This window comes from Pseudomonas sp. (genome assembly GCF_040514055.1).
Classification (GTDB): domain Bacteria; phylum Pseudomonadota; class Gammaproteobacteria; order Pseudomonadales; family Pseudomonadaceae; genus Aquipseudomonas.
Genome location: NZ_JBEVDL010000059.1, coordinates 90,215 through 108,547, shown reverse-complemented (window position 1 = coordinate 108,547; position 18,333 = coordinate 90,215). Strand labels below are relative to the sequence as shown.

At 65.0% G+C, this 18,333-nt stretch carries 14 protein-coding genes; 8 read left to right on the top strand and 6 right to left on the bottom strand.

What is annotated here, in order from left to right:
- Together ABWY06_RS14010 and ABWY06_RS14005 are read left to right on the top strand one after the other, a co-directional pair.
- Positions 1–620: calcium-binding protein (locus ABWY06_RS14010; protein WP_353926170.1), on the top strand; the 620-nt coding region annotated here is incomplete at its 5' end.
- Positions 621–1,083: 463 nt separating this feature from the next.
- Entirely contained in the window at positions 1,084–2,673 is a 1,590-nt protein-coding gene (locus tag ABWY06_RS14005) for a calcium-binding protein (protein WP_353926169.1), read from the top strand.
- A 284-nt stretch (positions 2,674–2,957) separates the two neighbouring features.
- On the opposite strand, the gene ABWY06_RS14000 is transcribed toward ABWY06_RS14005, so the two are convergent.
- The 3 genes from ABWY06_RS14000 to ABWY06_RS13990 form a co-directional block, all read right to left on the bottom strand.
- Positions 2,958–4,571, bottom strand: coding sequence for an NAD(P)/FAD-dependent oxidoreductase (locus ABWY06_RS14000; protein WP_353926168.1), 1,614 nt, complete (start codon positions 4,569–4,571; stop codon positions 2,958–2,960).
- 177 nt (positions 4,572–4,748) lie between these two features.
- Positions 4,749–5,747 carry a type I glyceraldehyde-3-phosphate dehydrogenase gene (gene gap, locus ABWY06_RS13995; protein WP_353926167.1) on the bottom strand — a complete coding sequence of 333 codons (999 nt, stop codon included), beginning with the start codon at positions 5,745–5,747 and terminating at the stop codon, positions 4,749–4,751.
- A 252-nt stretch (positions 5,748–5,999) separates the two neighbouring features.
- The gene (locus tag ABWY06_RS13990; protein WP_353926166.1) at positions 6,000–6,665 is read right to left on the bottom strand and encodes a hypothetical protein; all 666 of its coding nucleotides are present in this window, start codon (positions 6,663–6,665) and stop codon (positions 6,000–6,002) included.
- 76 nt (positions 6,666–6,741) lie between these two features.
- On the opposite strand from ABWY06_RS13990, the gene ABWY06_RS13985 reads away from it, so the two are divergent.
- Entirely contained in the window at positions 6,742–7,143 is a 402-nt protein-coding gene (locus ABWY06_RS13985) for a DUF488 domain-containing protein (RefSeq protein WP_353926165.1), read from the top strand.
- 10 nt (positions 7,144–7,153) lie between these two features.
- Here ABWY06_RS13985 and ABWY06_RS13980 read toward each other — a convergent pair whose 3' ends face one another.
- Entirely contained in the window at positions 7,154–7,753 is a 600-nt protein-coding gene (locus ABWY06_RS13980) for a short chain dehydrogenase (RefSeq protein WP_353926164.1), read from the bottom strand.
- Positions 7,754–7,851: 98 nt separating this feature from the next.
- Between ABWY06_RS13980 and ABWY06_RS13975 the strand changes: the two genes are divergently transcribed.
- Positions 7,852–8,790 (top strand): LysR family transcriptional regulator, encoded by a 939-nt coding sequence (locus ABWY06_RS13975; protein WP_353926163.1) that lies wholly within the window; start codon positions 7,852–7,854, stop codon positions 8,788–8,790.
- A gap of 60 nt (positions 8,791–8,850) precedes the next feature.
- Here ABWY06_RS13975 and ABWY06_RS13970 read toward each other — a convergent pair whose 3' ends face one another.
- Positions 8,851–10,062, bottom strand: coding sequence for a class I SAM-dependent methyltransferase (locus ABWY06_RS13970; RefSeq protein WP_353926162.1), 1,212 nt, complete (start codon positions 10,060–10,062; stop codon positions 8,851–8,853).
- Positions 10,063–10,201: 139 nt separating this feature from the next.
- Complete coding sequence (locus ABWY06_RS13965; RefSeq protein WP_353926175.1) at positions 10,202–11,284, bottom strand: protein kinase family protein; 1,083 nt, start codon at positions 11,282–11,284, stop codon at positions 10,202–10,204.
- 329 nt (positions 11,285–11,613) lie between these two features.
- On the opposite strand from ABWY06_RS13965, the gene malE reads away from it, so the two are divergent.
- The 4 genes from malE to malT all read left to right on the top strand — a co-directional run bounded on the left by malE (position 11,614) and on the right by malT (position 18,231).
- Positions 11,614–12,801 (top strand): maltose/maltodextrin ABC transporter substrate-binding protein MalE, encoded by a 1,188-nt coding sequence (gene malE, locus ABWY06_RS13960; protein ID WP_353926161.1) that lies wholly within the window; start codon positions 11,614–11,616, stop codon positions 12,799–12,801.
- A 58-nt stretch (positions 12,802–12,859) separates the two neighbouring features.
- Entirely contained in the window at positions 12,860–14,428 is a 1,569-nt protein-coding gene (gene malF / locus ABWY06_RS13955) for a maltose ABC transporter permease MalF (RefSeq protein ID WP_353926160.1), read from the top strand.
- Positions 14,429–14,446: 18 nt separating this feature from the next.
- Positions 14,447–15,337 carry a maltose ABC transporter permease MalG gene (malG, locus tag ABWY06_RS13950; protein ID WP_353926159.1) on the top strand — a complete coding sequence of 297 codons (891 nt, stop codon included), beginning with the start codon at positions 14,447–14,449 and terminating at the stop codon, positions 15,335–15,337.
- 149 nt (positions 15,338–15,486) lie between these two features.
- On the top strand, positions 15,487–18,231 hold the full coding sequence (gene malT / locus ABWY06_RS13945) for an HTH-type transcriptional regulator MalT (protein WP_353926158.1): 2,745 nt from the start codon (positions 15,487–15,489) through the stop codon (positions 18,229–18,231).
- The last annotated feature ends 102 nt before the right edge of the window (positions 18,232–18,333 follow it).

Genomic DNA, 18,333 nt, shown 5'->3' with positions numbered 1-18,333 from the left:
ACGACACCCTGGTTGGCTACGCCACTGATGACACGGTCAGCGGCGGAGAGGGTAACGACCTGCTCTACGGCCGTGCCGGCCATGACCTGATCGAAGGCGGTCTGGGAGACGACCAGGTATTTGCCGAAGTTGGTAATGACCGCGTGCTGGGCGGCGAGGGTAACGACAGTCTAAGAGGCGATGCAGGCAACGATACCCTTGACGGCGGAGCTGGCAAGGATTCGCTGAATGGCGGTGACGGTAGCGACACCTATCTGTTTGGCAAAGGCTCTGGGCAAGACGTTATCAGCAACAACGATGCTGGCATCGGTATCAAGGACACGCTGCAGCTGGCTGAAGGTACGCTGGCTCAGCAGCTGTGGTTGCGCAAGACCGGTAACAGCCTGGAGGTCAGTGTCATCGGTACCGGCGACAAGGTGACCATCAACGATTGGTATTCAAACAACAACTATCATTTGGAGCAGTTCAAAACCGCGGACGGCAAAACCCTGCTCGACAGCCAAGTGCAGAACCTGGTGAACGCCATGGCGGCGTTCGGCGTGCCAGCGGGCGGCGAAGGCAACCTCACGGCCAGCCAGCGTGAGCAGCTGAATGTGGTGATCGCGGCCAACTGGCAGTAACAGCCTGGAAGCTTGGTCAAGAAGCCCCTCGAAAGAGGGGCTTTTTTGTTAAAAGGTGTTGGCGATAAAGTCCAGAGGTCGATTTGCTAGGTGTTCGAGCTTTTAAACTAACACCAGTGATAAAATAAACGCGTAAGTTCTTGAGGGCGCGCGGCCATCTACCCAGCGCAGGCTAATGCGGGGTGTTGGGTCGCTGGTGCGGCCTTGGGTTCGAGAAACTTTGGTTATTACAGTTTCTCCAGGCTATTTTTTTATGTCGTTTGTTTCGGATTGCGAAGTGGATTGCAATTCGGTGCAAGCGTTAGTGAATCGGCGATACAAACACGCCAAGGCCATATGAAGCCTAAAAATTTGATCCATTTAGATAAGTCAGGAGGGCGTTGAAATAGCTTCACATTGACGGGTAACTGCAGTAAGGCAAATGCTAGGTGTTTTTAGATATTAATCTTTATAGGGAATTGCAATGCGCATTAATGGAACTGCGGCTGACGACCTGTTGATTGCTGGCGTTGAGAACGACCAAATTTTTGCGGGCGCGGGGAGCGATACCCTGCAAGGTGGCGAGGGTAACGACCTGCTGGATGGCGGTGTGGGTGACGACCTTATGCAGGGCGGTGCCGGTAACGACAGTTACACCCTGGACAGCGCCGGCGACATGATTTACGAAAACGCCGACGAAGGCATCGACTTGGTCAAATCCAGCGTCGACGTGGTGCTGGGCGAAAATATTGAACACCTGACGCTGACCGGCAGCACGGCGCTCACGGGGCGTGGCAACCGTCAGGACAACGTGATCAAAGGTAATGCTGGCAGCAATTTACTGTCTGGCGGTGAAGGCAACGACCGCCTCGAGGGCGGTGATGGCGACGATTACCTGGAGGGTTCCATCGGTAACGATAGCCTTTTGGGGGGCGCCGGTAACGATGTGCTGAGGGGCGATGACGGCAACGATGTGCTGGATGGCGGCGTGGGTAACGACACCCTGGAGGGCGGTAGCGGTAACGACAGCTATACGCTCGACAGTGCTGGCGACGTGATTTATGAATTCGCCGACGGGGGCATCGATTCGGTCAAGTCCAGTGCCGATGTGAATCTGGGCGAATATATCGAACACCTGACGCTGACCGGCAGTATGGCCATCATGGGGCGGGGCAACGTTCAGGACAACGTGATCAAGGGCAACAGCGCCAACAACGACCTGTTTGGCGGTGAGGGTAACGACCGACTCGAAGGTGGCGAAGGCGCCGATAGCCTGGATGGTCACATCGGCAACGATAGCCTTTTGGGGGGCGTCGGTAACGATGTGCTGAGGGGCGATGACGGCAATGATGTGCTGGATGGCGGCGTGGGTGACGACACCCTGGAGGGCGGTACCGGCAACGACAGCTATACGCTCGACAGCGCTGGCGATGTGATTTATGAATACGCTGACAGTGGCATCGACTCGGTCAAGTCCAGTGTCGATGTGACGCTGGGCGAAAACATTGAACACCTGACGCTGACCGGCAGCACGGCTCTCATGGGGCATGGCAACCTTCAGGACAACGTGATCAAGGGCAATAGCGCCAACAACTTCCTGGGTGGCGGTGAGGGCAACGACCGCCTCGAGGGCGGTGACGGCGACGATCTATTGGAAGGCGGGTTCGGCAACGATACCTTGATCGGCGGTCTGGGGAGCGATACCTATACCCTTGGATTTGGCGCCGGCAAGGACCGCATCGACAACAAGGATGGCGGTATAGATAGCCGCGATACCCTGCAGCTCTCCGACGGTCTGACGGCCGAGCAGTTGTGGTTCCGTAAAAACGGTAATAGCCTGGACGTCAGTGTCATAGGCACTGGCGACAAGGTCAGCATCAGCAACTGGTACTCAGGTAGCGAGTATCAGTTGGACCAGTTCAAGAGTGCGGATGGCAAAACCCTGCTCGACAGCCAGGTGCAAAACCTGGTGAACGCTATGGCGGCGTTCGGTGTGCCGGCCGGTGGTGAGGGTAACCTTACGGCCAGCCAGCGGGAGCAGTTGAATGTGGTGATCGCAGCCAACTGGCAATAAGCTTTAGGCGGTAACTGGCGATAGAAAAAGGCCCATCGATTGATGGGCCTTTTTTTGTGCTGGGCATTTATGGTTCGCGCATGTCCAGCGTGCTTGTGTCCAGATGCTCGCCGACGTTCGTAATGCCCGCGCCGGCGAGTCTCCAGAGCGTTCAGCGCACCTGGATTCCCGTCTGCGCGGGAATGACGGGAAGACAGCCGACTTCGGCGAGCATCCGGCCTCGCGTTGCTGAGGGCGGGCATCCAGGCCTTTGGGCAAACGCCGCCAACGCGGAATGATCGACTTTAGGCTGGGAGCCCGAGCATATCCCGCGCCACCGCTTCGGCGATGCGCACGCCATCCACACCCGCCGAAAGAATGCCACCGGCGTAACCGGCGCCTTCACCGGCCGGGTACAGGCCCTTGGTGTTGAGGCTTTGCAGGTTCTCGCCGCGGGTGATGCGCAGCGGCGAGGAGGTGCGCGTTTCGATGCCGGTCAGCACCGCGTCATGCAGGGCAAAACCCTTGATCTGCTTGTCGAAGGCCGGCAGCGCTTCACGTATGGCTTCGATGGCGAAGGCCGGCAGGGCGCTGGCCAGGTCGACCAGGTGCACCCCGGGTTTGTAGGACGGCTCGACGCTGCCCAGGGCGGTGGAGGCCTTGCCGGCGATAAAATCGCCGACCAGTTGCCCCGGCGCCTCGTAGGTGCTGCCGCCCAATACAAAGGCGTGGGACTCCAGGCGTTCCTGCAACTCGACGCCGGCCAGCGGGCCGCCCGGGTAATCCACCTCCGGGGTGATGCCGACCACGATACCGGCGTTGGCGTTGCGTTCGTTGCGCGAGTATTGGCTCATGCCGTTGGTCACCACGCGATTGGGCTCCGAGGTGGCGGCGACCACGGTGCCGCCCGGGCACATGCAGAAGCTGTAGACCGCGCGGCCGTTCTTGGCGTGGTGCACCAGCTTGTAGTCGGCGGCGCCCAGCTTGGGGTGGCCGGCGAACTTGCCCAGGCGCGCCCGGTCGATCAGCGACTGTGGGTGTTCGATGCGAAAGCCCACGGAAAAAGGTTTGGCTTCCAGGTAGACGCCACGGGCATGCAGCATGCGGAAGGTGTCGCGGGCACTGTGGCCGAGGGCGAGCACCACGTGGCGGCTGTGCAGCTGTTCGCCGCTGGCCAGGGTCAGGCCGCGCAGCTGGCCGTCCTCGATCAGCAGGTCGGTGACCTTCTGTTGAAAGCGGATTTCGCCACCCAGGGCTTCGATCTGGTGGCGCATATGCTCGACCACCCCGGTCAGGCGGAAGGTGCCGATATGCGGTTTGTTGACGTAGAGGATCTCGTCCGGCGCGCCCGCCTTGACGAACTCGTGCAGCACCTTGCGGCCCAGGTGCTTGGGGTCCTTGATCTGGCTGTAGAGCTTGCCATCGGAAAAGGTGCCGGCGCCGCCCTCGCCGAACTGCACGTTGGATTCCGGGTTGAGTACATTCTTGCGCCACAGGCCCCAGGTGTCCTTGGTGCGCTGTCGCACCTCGGTGCCGCGCTCGAGCACTATGGGTTTGAAGCCCATCTGCGCCAGCAGCAAGGCGGCGAAGATGCCGCAGGGGCCAAAGCCCACCACCAGCGGGCGCTCGCTCAGTTCGGCGGGCGCCTGGCCCACGGGGTAGTAGCGGGTGTCGGGCGCCACGCCCAGGTGGCGGTCGTCGGGGAAGCGCGCCAGCAGCGCCGCTTCGTCGCGCACGTTGAAGTCCAGCGTGTAGATAAAACAGAGCTCGGCGGATTTCTTGCGCGCGTCGTAGCTGCGCTTGAACAGGGTAACGTCCAGCAGGTCTTGCTCAGGGATACCCAGGCGCTGCAACAGGGCAGGGCGCAAGGCCTCTTCGACGTGATCGATGGGCAACTTGAATTCGGTAATACGCAGCATGGGGCAATCCAGAGTGGTGGCCGGTGGCAACCCGGCAGTGTTTCGCACGGCGTCGATTATAAACCTTTTACCTGGCAGCCGCGTTTGTGGGAGACCCGCCCCCGGGCCGAGGTTTTTGCTTGAAGCTGCACCCGACAGTCGCCGCGGATCGCGGCTGCCACAGGGCGCAGCGCGCTATCAGGGTTTGAACCAGGCCAGCATCACGTCGAGCATGCGGTTGGCGAAGGCCCATTCGTTGTCGTACCAGGCCAATACCTTGACCAGCTCGCCCTGCACCCGCGTGTGGTTGAGGTCGACCACGCAGGACACCGGGTAGCCGCTGAAATCGCTGGAGACCAGTGGTACCTGGTTGCATTCCATGACGCCGTCGGGCAACTGTCCCGCGCTCAGTTCCAAGGCGGCATTGATTGCTTCGGCGTTGGCCGGGCGTTCGGCGATAAAGGTCAGGTCCAGCAGCGAGACATTCGGTGTCGGCACCCGCACGGACAGACCATCGAGCCGGCCGGCCAGTTCGGGCAGCACCAGGCCGATGGTTTTGGCCGCCCCGGTGCTGGTGGGTATCATCGACAGCGCCGCCGCCCGTGCGCGGTACGGATCGCTGTGGACCTTGTCCAGCAGGTTCTGGTCATTGGTGTAGGCGTGCACGGTATTGATCAGGCCCTGGCGGATGCCCACCACACGGTGCAGCACCATCGCCAGCGGCGCCAGGCAATTGGTGGTACAGGACGCGTTGGAGACGATCTGCTGGCTGCCCAGCAGTTCATGGTTGACCCCGTAAACCACGGTCAGGTCGGCGCTTTCCAGGGGGTGGGAGAGCAGCACGCGGGAGGCACCGGCGGTCAGGTGGTGCTCGACCTGCTCGCGGGTTTTCAGGCGGCCGGTGCATTCCAGCACCAGCTCCACGCCCAATTGCGCCCACGGCAGGTTGACCGGATCGCGCTCATTGAGCAGGCGGATGGGATGGTCGTTGACCCGCAGCTGATCCTCGCTCACCTCGACCTGGCCGGGAAAACGGCCGAAGGTCGAGTCGAAGCGAGTGAGATGGGCCAGCATGGCGGGGTCGCCCAGGTCGTTGATCGCCTCGAGGCGGATGCGGTCCTGCAGGCCGCGCTCGAACAGCGCGCGAACCAGCACCCGGCCGATGCGGCCATAACCGTTGATTGCGATACGTAGCATAAGACTCTCCGGCCAGCGGCTTTGCTTTCAGCTTAGGTGGCTGGGGTCGGCCCCGCGCAGGGAACTGTGGCAAAAGGTCTCGAACAGCACTGGGTTGATGTGCACGTTGAACGAGGCGCTCCCATGCAGACCGGAGCAGCGCGGAGTGGCCAGGAGCGAGACTACAGTTTGGCGGGTTACGCCGCGCGGCAGGCCGGCAGGGTTTGCCCGGCCGGCGGTGTACGCGGCTAACCCACCCTACCTCTCGCTGGTCTATTCGCGGCGGGCGCCGCCATAGTAGGCGCAGCCGTTCTGTACCTGGCCATTCAGGCGCAGTTCGGCGCGCAGGTGTTGCACGCTGCCCCGGCTATCGCTGGCACAACGTTGCGGGGCGACCCAGAGTTCCAGGCGCTGGTTGTTGGCTTCGCTGGTCAGGTTGAAGCGGCCATCCGGCAGCTGCTCTTCCATATAGGGCAGTGCCAGGGACGGTTGGCCAGGGCGGTCGAGTACCAAACCTTGGCCGCCGACGTTCAGGCTCCAGTCGGCGCCGTCGGCGTGCAGGGTCAGGCGTTTGAAGTTGGGGTCTTCGCAACCGGCGCCCTGGGCCTGCACGCGGTAACGCTGGGTCAGCTCGAAACGCCCGTCGGTGCCGGGCTCGGCACTGGCCTGCAGATGGCCGCGCAGGTCGGCGTACAGCGCGGTGCTGGCGCTGGCCGCCAGCTCGCTGGCATCCTCGCTGAGGCCGGTGCGGGCGCCGTCCTCGATGATAAAACGGCGCTGCTCCTGGCACGGACGAAACAGCCACTGGCCGTCCTGCAAGGACAGCTCGCCTTGCAGGCGCACGGTCTTGACGGACGGCTGCTGCGGTTGTTCAGTGAACAGCTGGCAGCCGGCAAGCAGTGCGATCGAGGCGTACAACAACGGGCGGGCGAGGGGCATTCGAGGGTCTCCAGGCAAGTGCGGCCACGGTACCCAGGCCCGCCGGCAAGCACAAGGGCGATTCAGGAGGACGGACATGATCCAGTGCAAGCGGGTCTACGAGGCGGCGAGCGAGGCCGATGGCTGCCGGATACTGGTCGATCGCCTGTGGCCGCGGGGCCTGCGCAAGGACCGCCTGGCCTTGCACGCCTGGCTGCCGGAGGTGGCGCCCTCGACCGCTGTGCGCCAGGCCTTTGGCCATCGCGCCGAACGCTTCGAGGCCTTCCGCCAGGCCTATCGGGCCGAGCTGGCGGCCCGCCCTGAGCACTGGGTGGGGCTGCTGGACAAGGCCCGCCAGGGCCGACTGACGCTGCTCTACGCCGCGCGCGATAGCCGCTGCAACCATGCCCAGGTCCTGGCGGAGTGGCTCGAGGATGCATTGGACCGCCAGCAGCCTGGCAGCTCGCCGGTGTGTTATGCCGGTGAGCGGCCAGACTGAGCCGCGCGCTTCAGGGTACCTGGTAGGTCTGGCCGGTCTGCGCGCCCTCGACGCTGCGTGCGTAGGCCAGGGCGGCCTCGGCGGCCGAGACCGGCTTGAAGCCCCGGAAGTAGGGCGCGTAGGTGCCCATGGACTCTTGCAGCACGGTCGGGCTGACCACGTTGATGCGCAGGCCGCGCGGCAACTCCAGGGCGGCGCTGCGGGCGAAGCCTTCCAGCGCGGCGTTGACCATGCTCGCCGAACTGCCGAAGCGGATCGGATCATGGCTCAGTACCCCCGAGGTCAGGGTGAACGAGGCGCCGTCGTTGGCGTACTCGCGGCCGATCAGCAGCAGGTTGACCTGGCCCATCAGCTTGTTGTTCAAGCCGATCGCGTAGTGCTCTTCGTTCATCTCGGCCAGGGCACCGAAGTGCACGCTGCCGGTGGCGCTGACCAGCGCATCGAAGCGTCCGGTGCGCTCGAACAGGGCGCGGATGGATGCGCTGTCGCCGATGTCCACCTGGAATTCGCCGCTGCTGTGGCCGATGCGCACGATCTCATGGCGGGGCGCCAATTCGCGGTCCACCGCCTGGCCCAGGGTACCGCTGGCGCCGATCAAAAGAATTTTCATGCTGCTGCTCCGTGAGTTGTCGAGTGCTCAGTCTAGGCCCATGATTGGTGGAGATAATCCGCTTAATTGGAAACCTTTGGTTTCCAATGGGAAACAATATGAGTGAACTGGATGACCTGGCGGCCTTTGCCCTGCTGGTCGAAGTGGGCAGTTTTACCCGCGCGGCGGTGCGCCTGGGCTGCAGCAAGGGGCAGTTGTCCAAGCGTATCCGCGGCCTTGAGGAGGGCTTGGGCGTCGCCCTGCTGCACCGCACCACCCGGCGCCTGAGCCTGACCCCGGCCGGCAGTGTGCTGTTGCCGGAGGCCCAGGCCCTGGTGGTGCAAGCCCAGCGGGCCCGCCAGACCCTGGCCCGGCTGCAGGACGACCTCAGCGGCAACGTGCGCCTGACCGTTCCGGTGTCCCTGGGCGAGACATTTTTCGACGCGCTGTTGCTGGAGTTCAGCCAGCGTTACCCGCAGGTGCGTATCGAGTTGGAGCTGAACAACGGTGTGCGCGACCTGGTGGCCGACGGCTTCGATCTGGCGATCCGTTCGGGCCTGGAGCACGACGAGCGCCTGCTGGCGCAACCGCTGTATGCCTTGCAGGAGCTGACCTGCGCCAGCCCGGACTACCTGCGGCGGCACGGCACGCCGCGGCTGCCGGAGGACCTGAGCGGCCATACCTGCCTGCTCAACAGCCATTACCAGGGCCCCGAGGAATGGCTCTACCACCGCCAGCATGAACTCTATCGGGTCAAGGTCGCCGGCCCCCTGGCGAGCAATCATTACACCTTGCTGAAAAAGGCCGCGCTGGCCGGTGCCGGCATCGTCCGGCTGCCGTCCTATATGCTGCAGGCCGACCTCAGCGAAGGGCGCTTGGTGTGGCTGCTGCGGGACTTTCGCACCCGGATCACCCCGGTCTTCCTGGTGCACCCCTACCAGGGTGGGCTGCCCAGGCGAACCCAGGCGCTGGCGGATTTCCTGCTGCAGTGGTTTCAGCGCCGCTCCCACGAGTTGCAACAGCTGGAGCAAAAAGCGGGCGCGCCCGGCAGTGCGTAGGCTGGCCTCGGCCCGTTGTGCCGCGCCAGCCCACCGAGGTTCAACCCACCCACGAAGGGCTCACCCGAAGCGGCGGTCGGCGCGCAGCAGGGTTTCCAGGCAGTGTTCCTGGATGCCGTAGAAGGCCTTGATGCCTTCGATCTTCGCCAGCAGCTCGGCCGGCTCCACCGGGGTGGCGCGTTTGACCGCGAGGATCATCTTGTTTTTGTTGGTGTGCTCCAGCGAGACGAACTCGAACACCTTGGTCTCGTAACCGCAGGCCTCCAGCAGCAGGGCCCGCAGGCTGTCGGTGACCATCTCCGCTTCCTGGCCCAGGTGCACGCCGTATTGCAGCATCGGCCGCAGCATGGCCGGGCTGTGCATCTGTGGACGAATCTGCTTGTGGCAGCAGGGTGAGCACAGGATGATCGCCGCTTCCGATCGAATGCCCAGGTGCAGGGCGTAGTCGGTCGCCACATCGCAGGCGTGCAGGGCGATCATCACGTCGATCCGCGCGGGCGTGTAGCTGCGCACGTCGCCGTGCTGGAACAGCAGGCCGGGGTGTTCCAGGCGGGCGGCAGCGGCATTGCACAGCGCGACCATGTCCTCGCGCAGCTCCACGCCCCGCACTTCGGCCTGGCGGCCCAGGCTGTGGCTCAGGTAGTCGTGCAGGGCGAAGGTCAGGTAACCCTTGCCCGAGCCGAAATCCACCGCGTGCAGCGGTTGCTGCGGGTCCAGCGTCGAGCCGTTCAGGGCGTGGGCGAAGACCTCGATAAACTTGTTGATCTGCTTCCACTTGCGCGCCATGGCCGGCACCAGCACCTGCCGCGCATCGGTGACGCCCAGGTCGGTGAGGAAGGGGCGGTCCAGGGCCAGGTAGCGTTTTTTCTCGCGGTTGTGCTCGGCGGTCGGGGTCTCGCGCTGCACCGCCTTGCCGACGAACAGCTGGCTCTTGGCCTGCTTGCCGAACGTCAGCTGCAGTTCCTCGGTCAGCGACAGCAGGTGGGCGTTCTTGAAGGCGCCGGGCAGCAGTTCGGCGACGCGCGCCAGCGCCTGGTCCAGGGGCAGGTTCTTGGTGATGTCGCGGGTCTTGTAGCTGTAGACGAAGGACAGGCAGGGCTGCGCCTTGACGCTGACCAGGCGCGCCACCACGCGCTGCAACTCGGGCTCGTCGCCGCGGTACTTGGACAGCACCAACTTGACCAGGGTGTTTTGCTGCAGGCTGGTCTCCAGCTGCGCCAGGAACTGCGCGCGCTGATCGGTGGCGCGGGTGGGCAGGGAATCGACGGACATGGACGAGGCCTCGAGCGGCTGCCCTGGGGGCAGCGGGAATCGGAATGGTCGCCATTTTAGGAGGTTGCGCGGCGCTTGGCGCGGGCTTATTTGCCCGCGGGCGTGCAACCGTGCGGCAGCGCGGTTCGCGCCGGCCCGCCTACAGGGGAATGCCGAGCTGCCAGCGTTGCGCCTGTTCCCGCGCCTGGTACAGCGTTGCCAGGAGTCGCTGCGGGTCGCCTGAGACCAGACCCCGGCGACGTAACTCGGCGGATTGCTCCTGCAGGGTGCGTTGCAGCCAGTCGATGCGCTGCAGGGTCAGGGCAGTGCAGGTCTGGCCGTCCAGGTCGTCCATCAGGTCGCTTTGGTGCGAACGCCAGGCTTCGCGCAGGTACAGCCCCTCCAGGTCGTCGCGCAACGCGCCTTGCCAGCCGCGGATGATGCCCGTCAACCAGTCCTGTACCTGGGCACTGGCCCCCGCCGCGGTCAGGTGGCAGCGCAAGCGCTGGTAGGTCTGCAGGGCCACCTGCTTTTCCAGGCGCAAGGCCTCGAGGCTGGCGTCGAGACCGGCGCGCTGCTCCAGCTGCAGCAGGTGGGCGAAGTAGCAGCGGGTCTCGAAGCGTTCGACGCCATGGCGCTGCGGGGTCGCGGTGCCGTTGCTGTTGAAGTCGCGCAGTGGGTCGAAGCGGTACATGTAACCGAAGTCGAACAGACGGATCCGACCGTCGTCCAGCAGGTTGCCTGGGCACAGGTCCCACTCGAACAGGCCATGGCGCAGCAGCACCTCGAGGGTATCGAACAGGTCGAGCAGCCTGGCTTCGTTCCAGTCCTGCACTGGTTCGCCCTCGATCCAGGGCGACAACAACAGGCCACGGCGAAAACTGGCGTAGCGGGTCTCGACGATCGCACCCAGCGGCTCGGCGAGTTCCGCTCGTTGCTTGAGCGCCTGCAGCTCGGCGCGGCGCTGCACCTCGTTGAGGAAACTGGTCTGGCCGTCGGGGTTCTGCACCCGGCAGGGGCTGCGCGCGCGCTTCAGGGTCCAGTGCCGTCCGCCGGCCTCGATGCGGTAGACATGGGCGGTCAAGCCGTTCTCCAGGCACTGGCGCACATAGGGCTGGCTGCCGTCGGTGGCGGCCAACTGCTCCACTGGCAAGGGGCAATCGTCGGCGCTGCCCACTTGCAGTTCGGCGCCGCTGGCGGCAAAGGCCAGTTGCTGGCGGCGACGTTGTTGCTCGGCATTCATATTCAGGGCTCCTGCACGTGGATAGGCCACACCCGGCGCGTGGACGAAGGCGCTGGCCCGGCTCGAGCGCTGCCCGTGGCGGGCGCCGCCGATACTGACGGTGCCAGTAAACCCCGATTCGCCGCGGCTGGGCAGGCGTAGACGAGGCCGAAAAATAGCCATCGGACGTCCGTGGCTGGCAGACTACGCCCCGCTTCTACGCCCCTTTTCCCGTGGAACAGGGAGGATGTGCGGCAAGGAACGCTGGTCGAGTATGGCGGCACTGCGAGACCGCCCGGCGGCACGCGGGGCGCTGTGGATCAACAATAAGAAGCCACGAGGGAAGACCCATGAACATAAAGCTGATTGCCGCGGCCGCCATCGGCCTGTCCGCCACCCTGAGCCTGCCGCACGCAGCCCAGGCTGCGATTGAGGAAGGCAAGCTGGTCATCTGGATCAATGGCGACAAGGGCTATAAGGGCCTGGCCGAGGTGGGCGAACGCTTCACCGCCGACACCGGCATCCCGGTGGAGGTCGCCCATCCCGACAGCGTCACCGACAAGTTCCAGCAGGCCGCGGCCACCGGCAATGGCCCGGACATCTTTATCTGGGCCCATGATCGCTTCGGCGAATGGGCCCAGAGCGGGCTGATCGCCCCGGTGACCCCCAGCGCCAAGAGCAAGGACGCCATCGTCGATCTGGCCTGGGACGCGGTCACCTACCAGGGCAAGCTCTGGGGCTATCCCATGGCCATCGAGGCGCCCGCGCTGATCTACAACAAGGCGCTGGTAAAAACCCCGCCGGCAAACTTCGACGAGGTCTTCGCCCTGCACGCGGAGCTGGCCAAGGGCGGCAAGCGCGCCATTCTCTGGGCGTACAACACGCCGTACTTCAGCTGGCCACTGCTGGCCGCCAACGGCGGTTATGCGTTCGACCAGGCCGGCGGCGGTTACGACGTGAGCCGCACCGGGATCAATAGCGCCGGTGCCAAACAGGGCGCGGCCATGCTCAAGCGCCTGATCGACGAAGGCGTGATGCCCAAGGGCACCGATTACAGCGCCGCCGAGGCGGCGTTCAACAAGGGCGAGTCGGCGATGTTTATCAGCGGCCCCTGGGCCTGGGCGAACGCGCGCAAGAGCGGCATCGACTTCGGCGTGGCGCCCATTCCAGCGGTGGGCGAGGGCAGCAGCAAGCCCTATTCCGGGGTGATGGCGGCGACCCTCAACGCGGCCAGTCCCAACCAGGCGCTGGCGGTGGAGTTCCTGGAGAACTACCTGTTGCAGGTCGAGGGCCTGAAGACCATGGGTGCCGACGTACCGCTCGGCGCCGTGGCGAACAAGGCCTATATGGAGGAGTTGGCCCACGACCCGCTGATCAAGGCCACCTTCGACAGCGCCCGGCAGGGCCGGCCGATGCCCAATGTGCCGGAAATGAGCCTGTTCTGGTCGGCCCTGGAGCCGGCGCTGAACAATATCTCCTCGGGTCGCCAGCCCGTGGACGCCGCCCTCGATGACGCGGCCAAGCGCATCGTCCAGTAACGCCCGCGACCGGTGACGCCGCGCGTCGCCGGTCGTGCGCCATGAGGCTCCCTATCCGATGTCCGCCGTCGATCTCTCTGCCGAACTGCCCGGCCCTGGCCGGTTGCAGTCCCGCTCTGTCATGCCCTGGTCCGCCGGCCTACGCTGGGCCGTCTGGCTGGCGTGCAACGCGTTCGCGCTGTACCTGGTGGTGGCGCTCTATGCCCAGGGGCAGACGGTATTCGCCCTGCTCGGGGTGGTGGTGTGCGGGTTGGCCAGCTTTGTCTTTATCAACCGCCGTGCCTATGCCCACCGTTATATCTTTCCGGCGGTGGCCGGCATGCTGGTGTTGGTGATCTTTCCGTTGCTGTACACGGTGGGCATCGGCTTTACCAACTACAGCGGCAGCAACCTGCTCAGCTTCGAGCAGGTGCAGCGCTACCACCTGCAGCAAACCACCCTGGCGGGCCAGCGTTATCCCTTCAGCCTGCACCGGGACGCGAACGGCGCCTTGCGCCTGCGGGTGGACAAGGGAGCCCAGGGGTTGTTCGTTTCCGCCGCGCTGACGGGCGACCCGCTGGGCGCCGAGCCGTTGCCCCTGCAGGCGGTGTCCGAGGCCGCTGAACTGGGGGCGGCCTTGCCGCTGCGCGAGGTGATCCAGCGCCGCGCCGAACTGGAACGTTGGGTGCTGCGCAGTCGCCAGGGCGAGCTGCTGCGCCTCTACGGACTGCGCGAGGTGGCGGCGGTGACCCCGCTGTACCGCCTGACGGACGACGGGGCCTTGCACAACCTGCAGACCGGCGAGCGCCTGACTGCCGACCACGGCAGCGGTTTCTACGTCGATGCCCAGGGCCGGCAGCTGATGCCGGGGTTCACCGTGTATGCCGGTTGGCGCAACTTCGCCCGGGTGCTCAGCGACCCGAAGATCCGCGACCCCTTTATCCAGATCTTCGCCTGGACCCTGGCCTTTGCCGGCCTCACCGTGGTCTTTACCCTGGCCGTGGGCCTGGTGCTGGCCAGCCTGCTGCAATGGGAGCTGGTACGGGGCAAGGCCTTCTACCGGATGATGCTGATCCTGCCGTATGCGGTGCCGGCCTTTATCTCCATCCTGGTGTTCAAGGGCCTGTTCAACCAGAACTTCGGCGAGATCAACCTGATGCTCGAGAGCCTGTTCGGCATGCGCCCGGCCTGGTTCAGCGAGCCGGGCCTGGCGCGCGGCATGCTGCTGATCGTCAATACCTGGCTCGGCTACCCCTATATGCTGCTGCTGTGCATGGGCCTGCTGCAAGCCATACCGCGGGACCTTTACGAGGCCTCGGCGATCGATGGCGCCAGCCCACTGGACAACCTGCTGAAGATCACCTTGCCGCTGCTGATCAAGCCGCTGGCGCCGCTGCTGATCGCCAGCTTTGCCTTCAACTTCAACAATTTCGTGCTGATCAGCCTGCTGACCCGCGGCGGCCCGGACATTCTCGGCAGCACCACGCCGGCCGGTACCACCGACCTGCTGGTCAGCTACACCTACCGCATCGCCTTCCAGGACGCGGGGCAGAACTTCGCCCTGGCCGCCGCCGTCGCCACGCTGATCTTTATCCTGGTCGGCAGCCTGGCCTGGTTGAACCTGAAACTGAGCAAGGTGCACGTCTGAGCACAGAGGGCAACATCGATGGCCATTGTTCACGCCAAATCCGTGCGGTACCGCCTCTGGCTGACCCACGCCGGGTTGCTGGGGTTTGTCGCGCTGATCCTGTTCCCGCTGCTGATGGTGCTGTCCATCAGTTTTCGCGAGGGCAACTTCGCCAGCGGCAGCCTGCTGCCCGACCCGCCGACCCTGGAACACTGGTTCCTGGCCCTGGGCATTCCCTATACCGACGCCAATGGCCAGGTCAGCCAGCCGCCGTTCCCGGTGCTGACCTGGCTGTGGAATTCGCTGAAGATCGCCCTGATCAGCTCGCTGCTGATCCTGCTGCTGTCCACCACCAGCGCCTATGCCTTCGCCCGGCTGCGTTTTATCGGCAAGGCGCCGCTGCTCAAGGGCATGCTGATTTTCCAGATGTTTCCGCCGGTGCTGAGCCTGGTGGCGCTCTATGGCCTGTTCGACCAGCTGGGCCAGCATGTCGGCTGGCTGGGGGTGAATACCCATGGTGCGGTGATCGTGGCTTCGCTGGGCTGCATGACCCTGCATATCTGGACCATCAAGGGTTATTTCGACAGCATCGACGCCTCCCTGGAGGAGGCCGCCATCGTCGACGGCGCCACCACCTGGCAGGCCTTTGTGCATATCCTGCTGCCCATGAGCGTACCCATACTGGCGGTGGTGTTTATCCTGGCCTTTATCACCACCGTCACCGAATACCCCATCGCCTCGGTGCTGCTGATGGACGTGGACAAGTTGACCCTGTCGGTCGGCGCGCAGCAGTACCTCTACGACCAGAACTACCTGTGGGGCGATTTCGCCGCCGCCGCGGTACTCTCCGGCTTGCCGATCACCCTGGTGTTTCTCTACTGCCAAAGATGGATAGTCGGTGGGCTGACCGCCGGCGGGGTCAAAGGCTGAGGCACTGCAGTGGCGGATTTATGCGCTGGGTCACGTTTGTCCGGGAACGGAGCGCGGCGCGGCGCCAGGCCCTTCTCTAAGATCGATCCAGCGAAGATTCAGCACTGACCCCACATAAGAATAATGAGTTCATCGACAGGGAAAGGTTTATGAATGCGGCGGTCCGTCCCCCTCTGCCCCTGATTCCGGCCAAGTTGCGCGCGCCGCCGCTGCCGCCCAACCTGCTGGCGCGGCCGCGCCTGGACGAGTGGCTGCAGCGCGTGCTCCAGGCGCGCCTGGTGGTGCTGCAGGCGCCCAGCGGTTTCGGCAAGACCGTGCTGGCCAGCCAGTGGGCCGCGGCCTTCGACGGCGCGGTGGCCTGGCTGACCCTGGATGGCAACGACAACCTGCCGCGCCAGCTCGGGCGCTACCTGCTCAATGCCCTGCACCCGCAGCTGGAGGGTGGTTGTGCCCAGAGCCTGGCGCGGGCCGAATCGAGCGAGGATGCCCTGGACAGCGTGCTGACCCGCCTGCTGGCCGAGCTGCCGGCCAGCCATGAGCCGTTGCTGCTGGTGCTCGACGCGTTCGAGGTGCTGCACAACCGCGAGGCGATCCTGGCCCTGCGCCTGCTGCTGCGCAACCTGCCGGCCTGGATCACCTTGCTGGTGTGCAGTCGCGGCCTGCCTGAGCTGGGCGTGGCCGAGTGGCGGGTCAAGCAGCAGCTGTTGGCCCTGGATGCCAGCCTGCTGGCCTTCGAGCATGACGAAGTGCAGGCCCTGCTGGCCCAGGCCTTGCCCATCGCCATCAACCGCGAGCAGGTCGAGCGCCTTAACCGGCGTATCGGCGGCTGGCCCTGTGCCCTGCAGTTGGCCGTGCAGGAGGTGCAGACCGGGCGCGGCATGGACCTGTTCCTGGACAGCCTGCAACGCGGCCATCCGTTTGTGCGCGATTACCTGCGCGAGCAGGTGCTCGAGGGCCTCAGCGCCGAGACCCTGGAGTTTCTGCGCTCCACCTGCCTGCTGGAGCGTTTTAGCGCGGCTCTGGCCGATCGCCTGACCGACAGCGGCAGCGGTCGCGAGCGGCTCGAGCAACTGGAACGCATGGGGCTGTTTATCCAGCCGGTGGACAACCTGCGCCAGTGGTTCGCCTATCACCCGCTGTTCGCCTGTTTTCTCCAGGGTGAACTGAGCACCCAGCAACCCCAGCGCATCGCCGAGCTGCACCTGCGCGCCGCCGAGGCCCTGCTCGAGGAACAGATGCCCCAGGAAGCGGCGCGGCACGCGGTGCTGGCGCGGGATCCGCTGCGGGTCAGCCAGGTCCTGGACAGCCATGGCCGGTCGTTCTACCGCCAGGGGCGCCTGACGCTGTTGCAGCACTGCCTGGAGGCCTTGCCGGAGGCGCGTATCGCCGAGTCGCCCTTCTTCACCCTGCTGCAGGCCTGGGTGTCGCAGAACCAGTACCAGTTCGACCAGATCGAACGCTGGCTGCAGGCCGCCGAGCTGGGCCTGCAGGGCCGCACTTCGGCCGAGGAACAGGGCCGTATTCATGCCGACTTCCAGGCGGTGCGCGCCCAGGTGGCGATGAATCGTGGCGACCAGCAACAGGCCATGCACCTGGCCCAGCAGGCGCTGCAGTGCGAGCCGCTGCTGATGCGCACCTCGCGGGTGGCGGCCATGTCGGTGCTGGCGGAAGCGCATTTCGTGTTGGGCAACCTGCCCCAGGCGCAGCAACAGCACGAGGCGGCGGAGCGGCGCGCGCGGGAAATCCATGCCTCGCACCCGGTGCTCTGGAGCCTGGGTCAGCTGTCGGAAATCGCCATCGCCCAGGGGCATCTGCAACGGGCCTACAGCTTGCAGGAGCGGGCCCTGCAGTACATCGAACAGGAGCAGTTGCCGGTCACCCCGATCATGGAGTTTATCCACCGGGTGCGTGGGCAGGTGCTGTGGGAGTGGCATCACCTGGACGCGGCCGAGCAGTCGGCCCTGCAGGGCATCGCCATCCTCGACGCGGTGGGCGACCACTGGTTCCTGCAGTGCTACGTGCTGCTGGCCTGCGTCGCCCATGCGCGCGGCCAGCAAAGCGCCTGCGCGGACTATATCGGCAAGTTGCAGAGCATGCTGGCCGACGACAGTTACCACCTCGACTGGCAGGCCAATGCCCACGGGGTGATGCTGACCTACTGGGAATCGACCCAGGACATCGACGCCATCCAGCGCTGGCTGTGCTGCGCGCCGCCCCTGCAGCCGGGCCTCAATCATTTCAACCAGTGCAACGGGCGCAACCATGCCCGTGCCCACCTGTCGCTCAAGCAGCCGGACAAGGCCCTGCCGATCCTGCGCCAACTGCAGGTCGAGGCCGAGTCGCACCGGCTGGTGATGGACATCAACCGCAACCTGATACTGCTGGCCCAGTTGCACTGGCAGCGCGGCGAACAACCGCGGGCCCTCGACCACCTGCACCAGGCCCTGACCCTGGCCAGCAACACCGGTGCCCTGGGCAGCTTCCTGCGCACCGGCAAGCTGCTGATCGTCATGCTCAAGACCCTGCAGCATGAGCGGCGCCTGGACGAGCTGGAGCATCAGCGCGCCAATCGGTTGATCCAGCTGGCGCAGCAGCAGCGCGATTTCAGCCGGGCGATTCGCATCAGCCTGGACGAGGCGGTGATCCAGGACATCATCAACCGACCGGACGTGCCCGAACTGATCCGCCATTCCCCGCTGACCCGGCGTGAGTGGCAGGTGCTGAGCCTGATCCACGCCGGGCTGTCCAACGAGCAGATCGCCGAGCAACTGAACGTGGCGCCGACCACCATCAAGACCCATATCCGCAGCCTCTACCAGAAGCTCAATATCAGTCATCGCAACGAAGCCGTGCAGCTGGCCCGCAGCCTGCTGAGCAAGATCCAGGGCGAGTAGGGCGGGGCGCACGCGCTGCGCCGCGCACGCCCCGCCCGAGGTGCTCATCCCCCCTCTACGCCCGCCGCCCGGGCGTGTCTATCCTCCTGTGAAATATGCCCG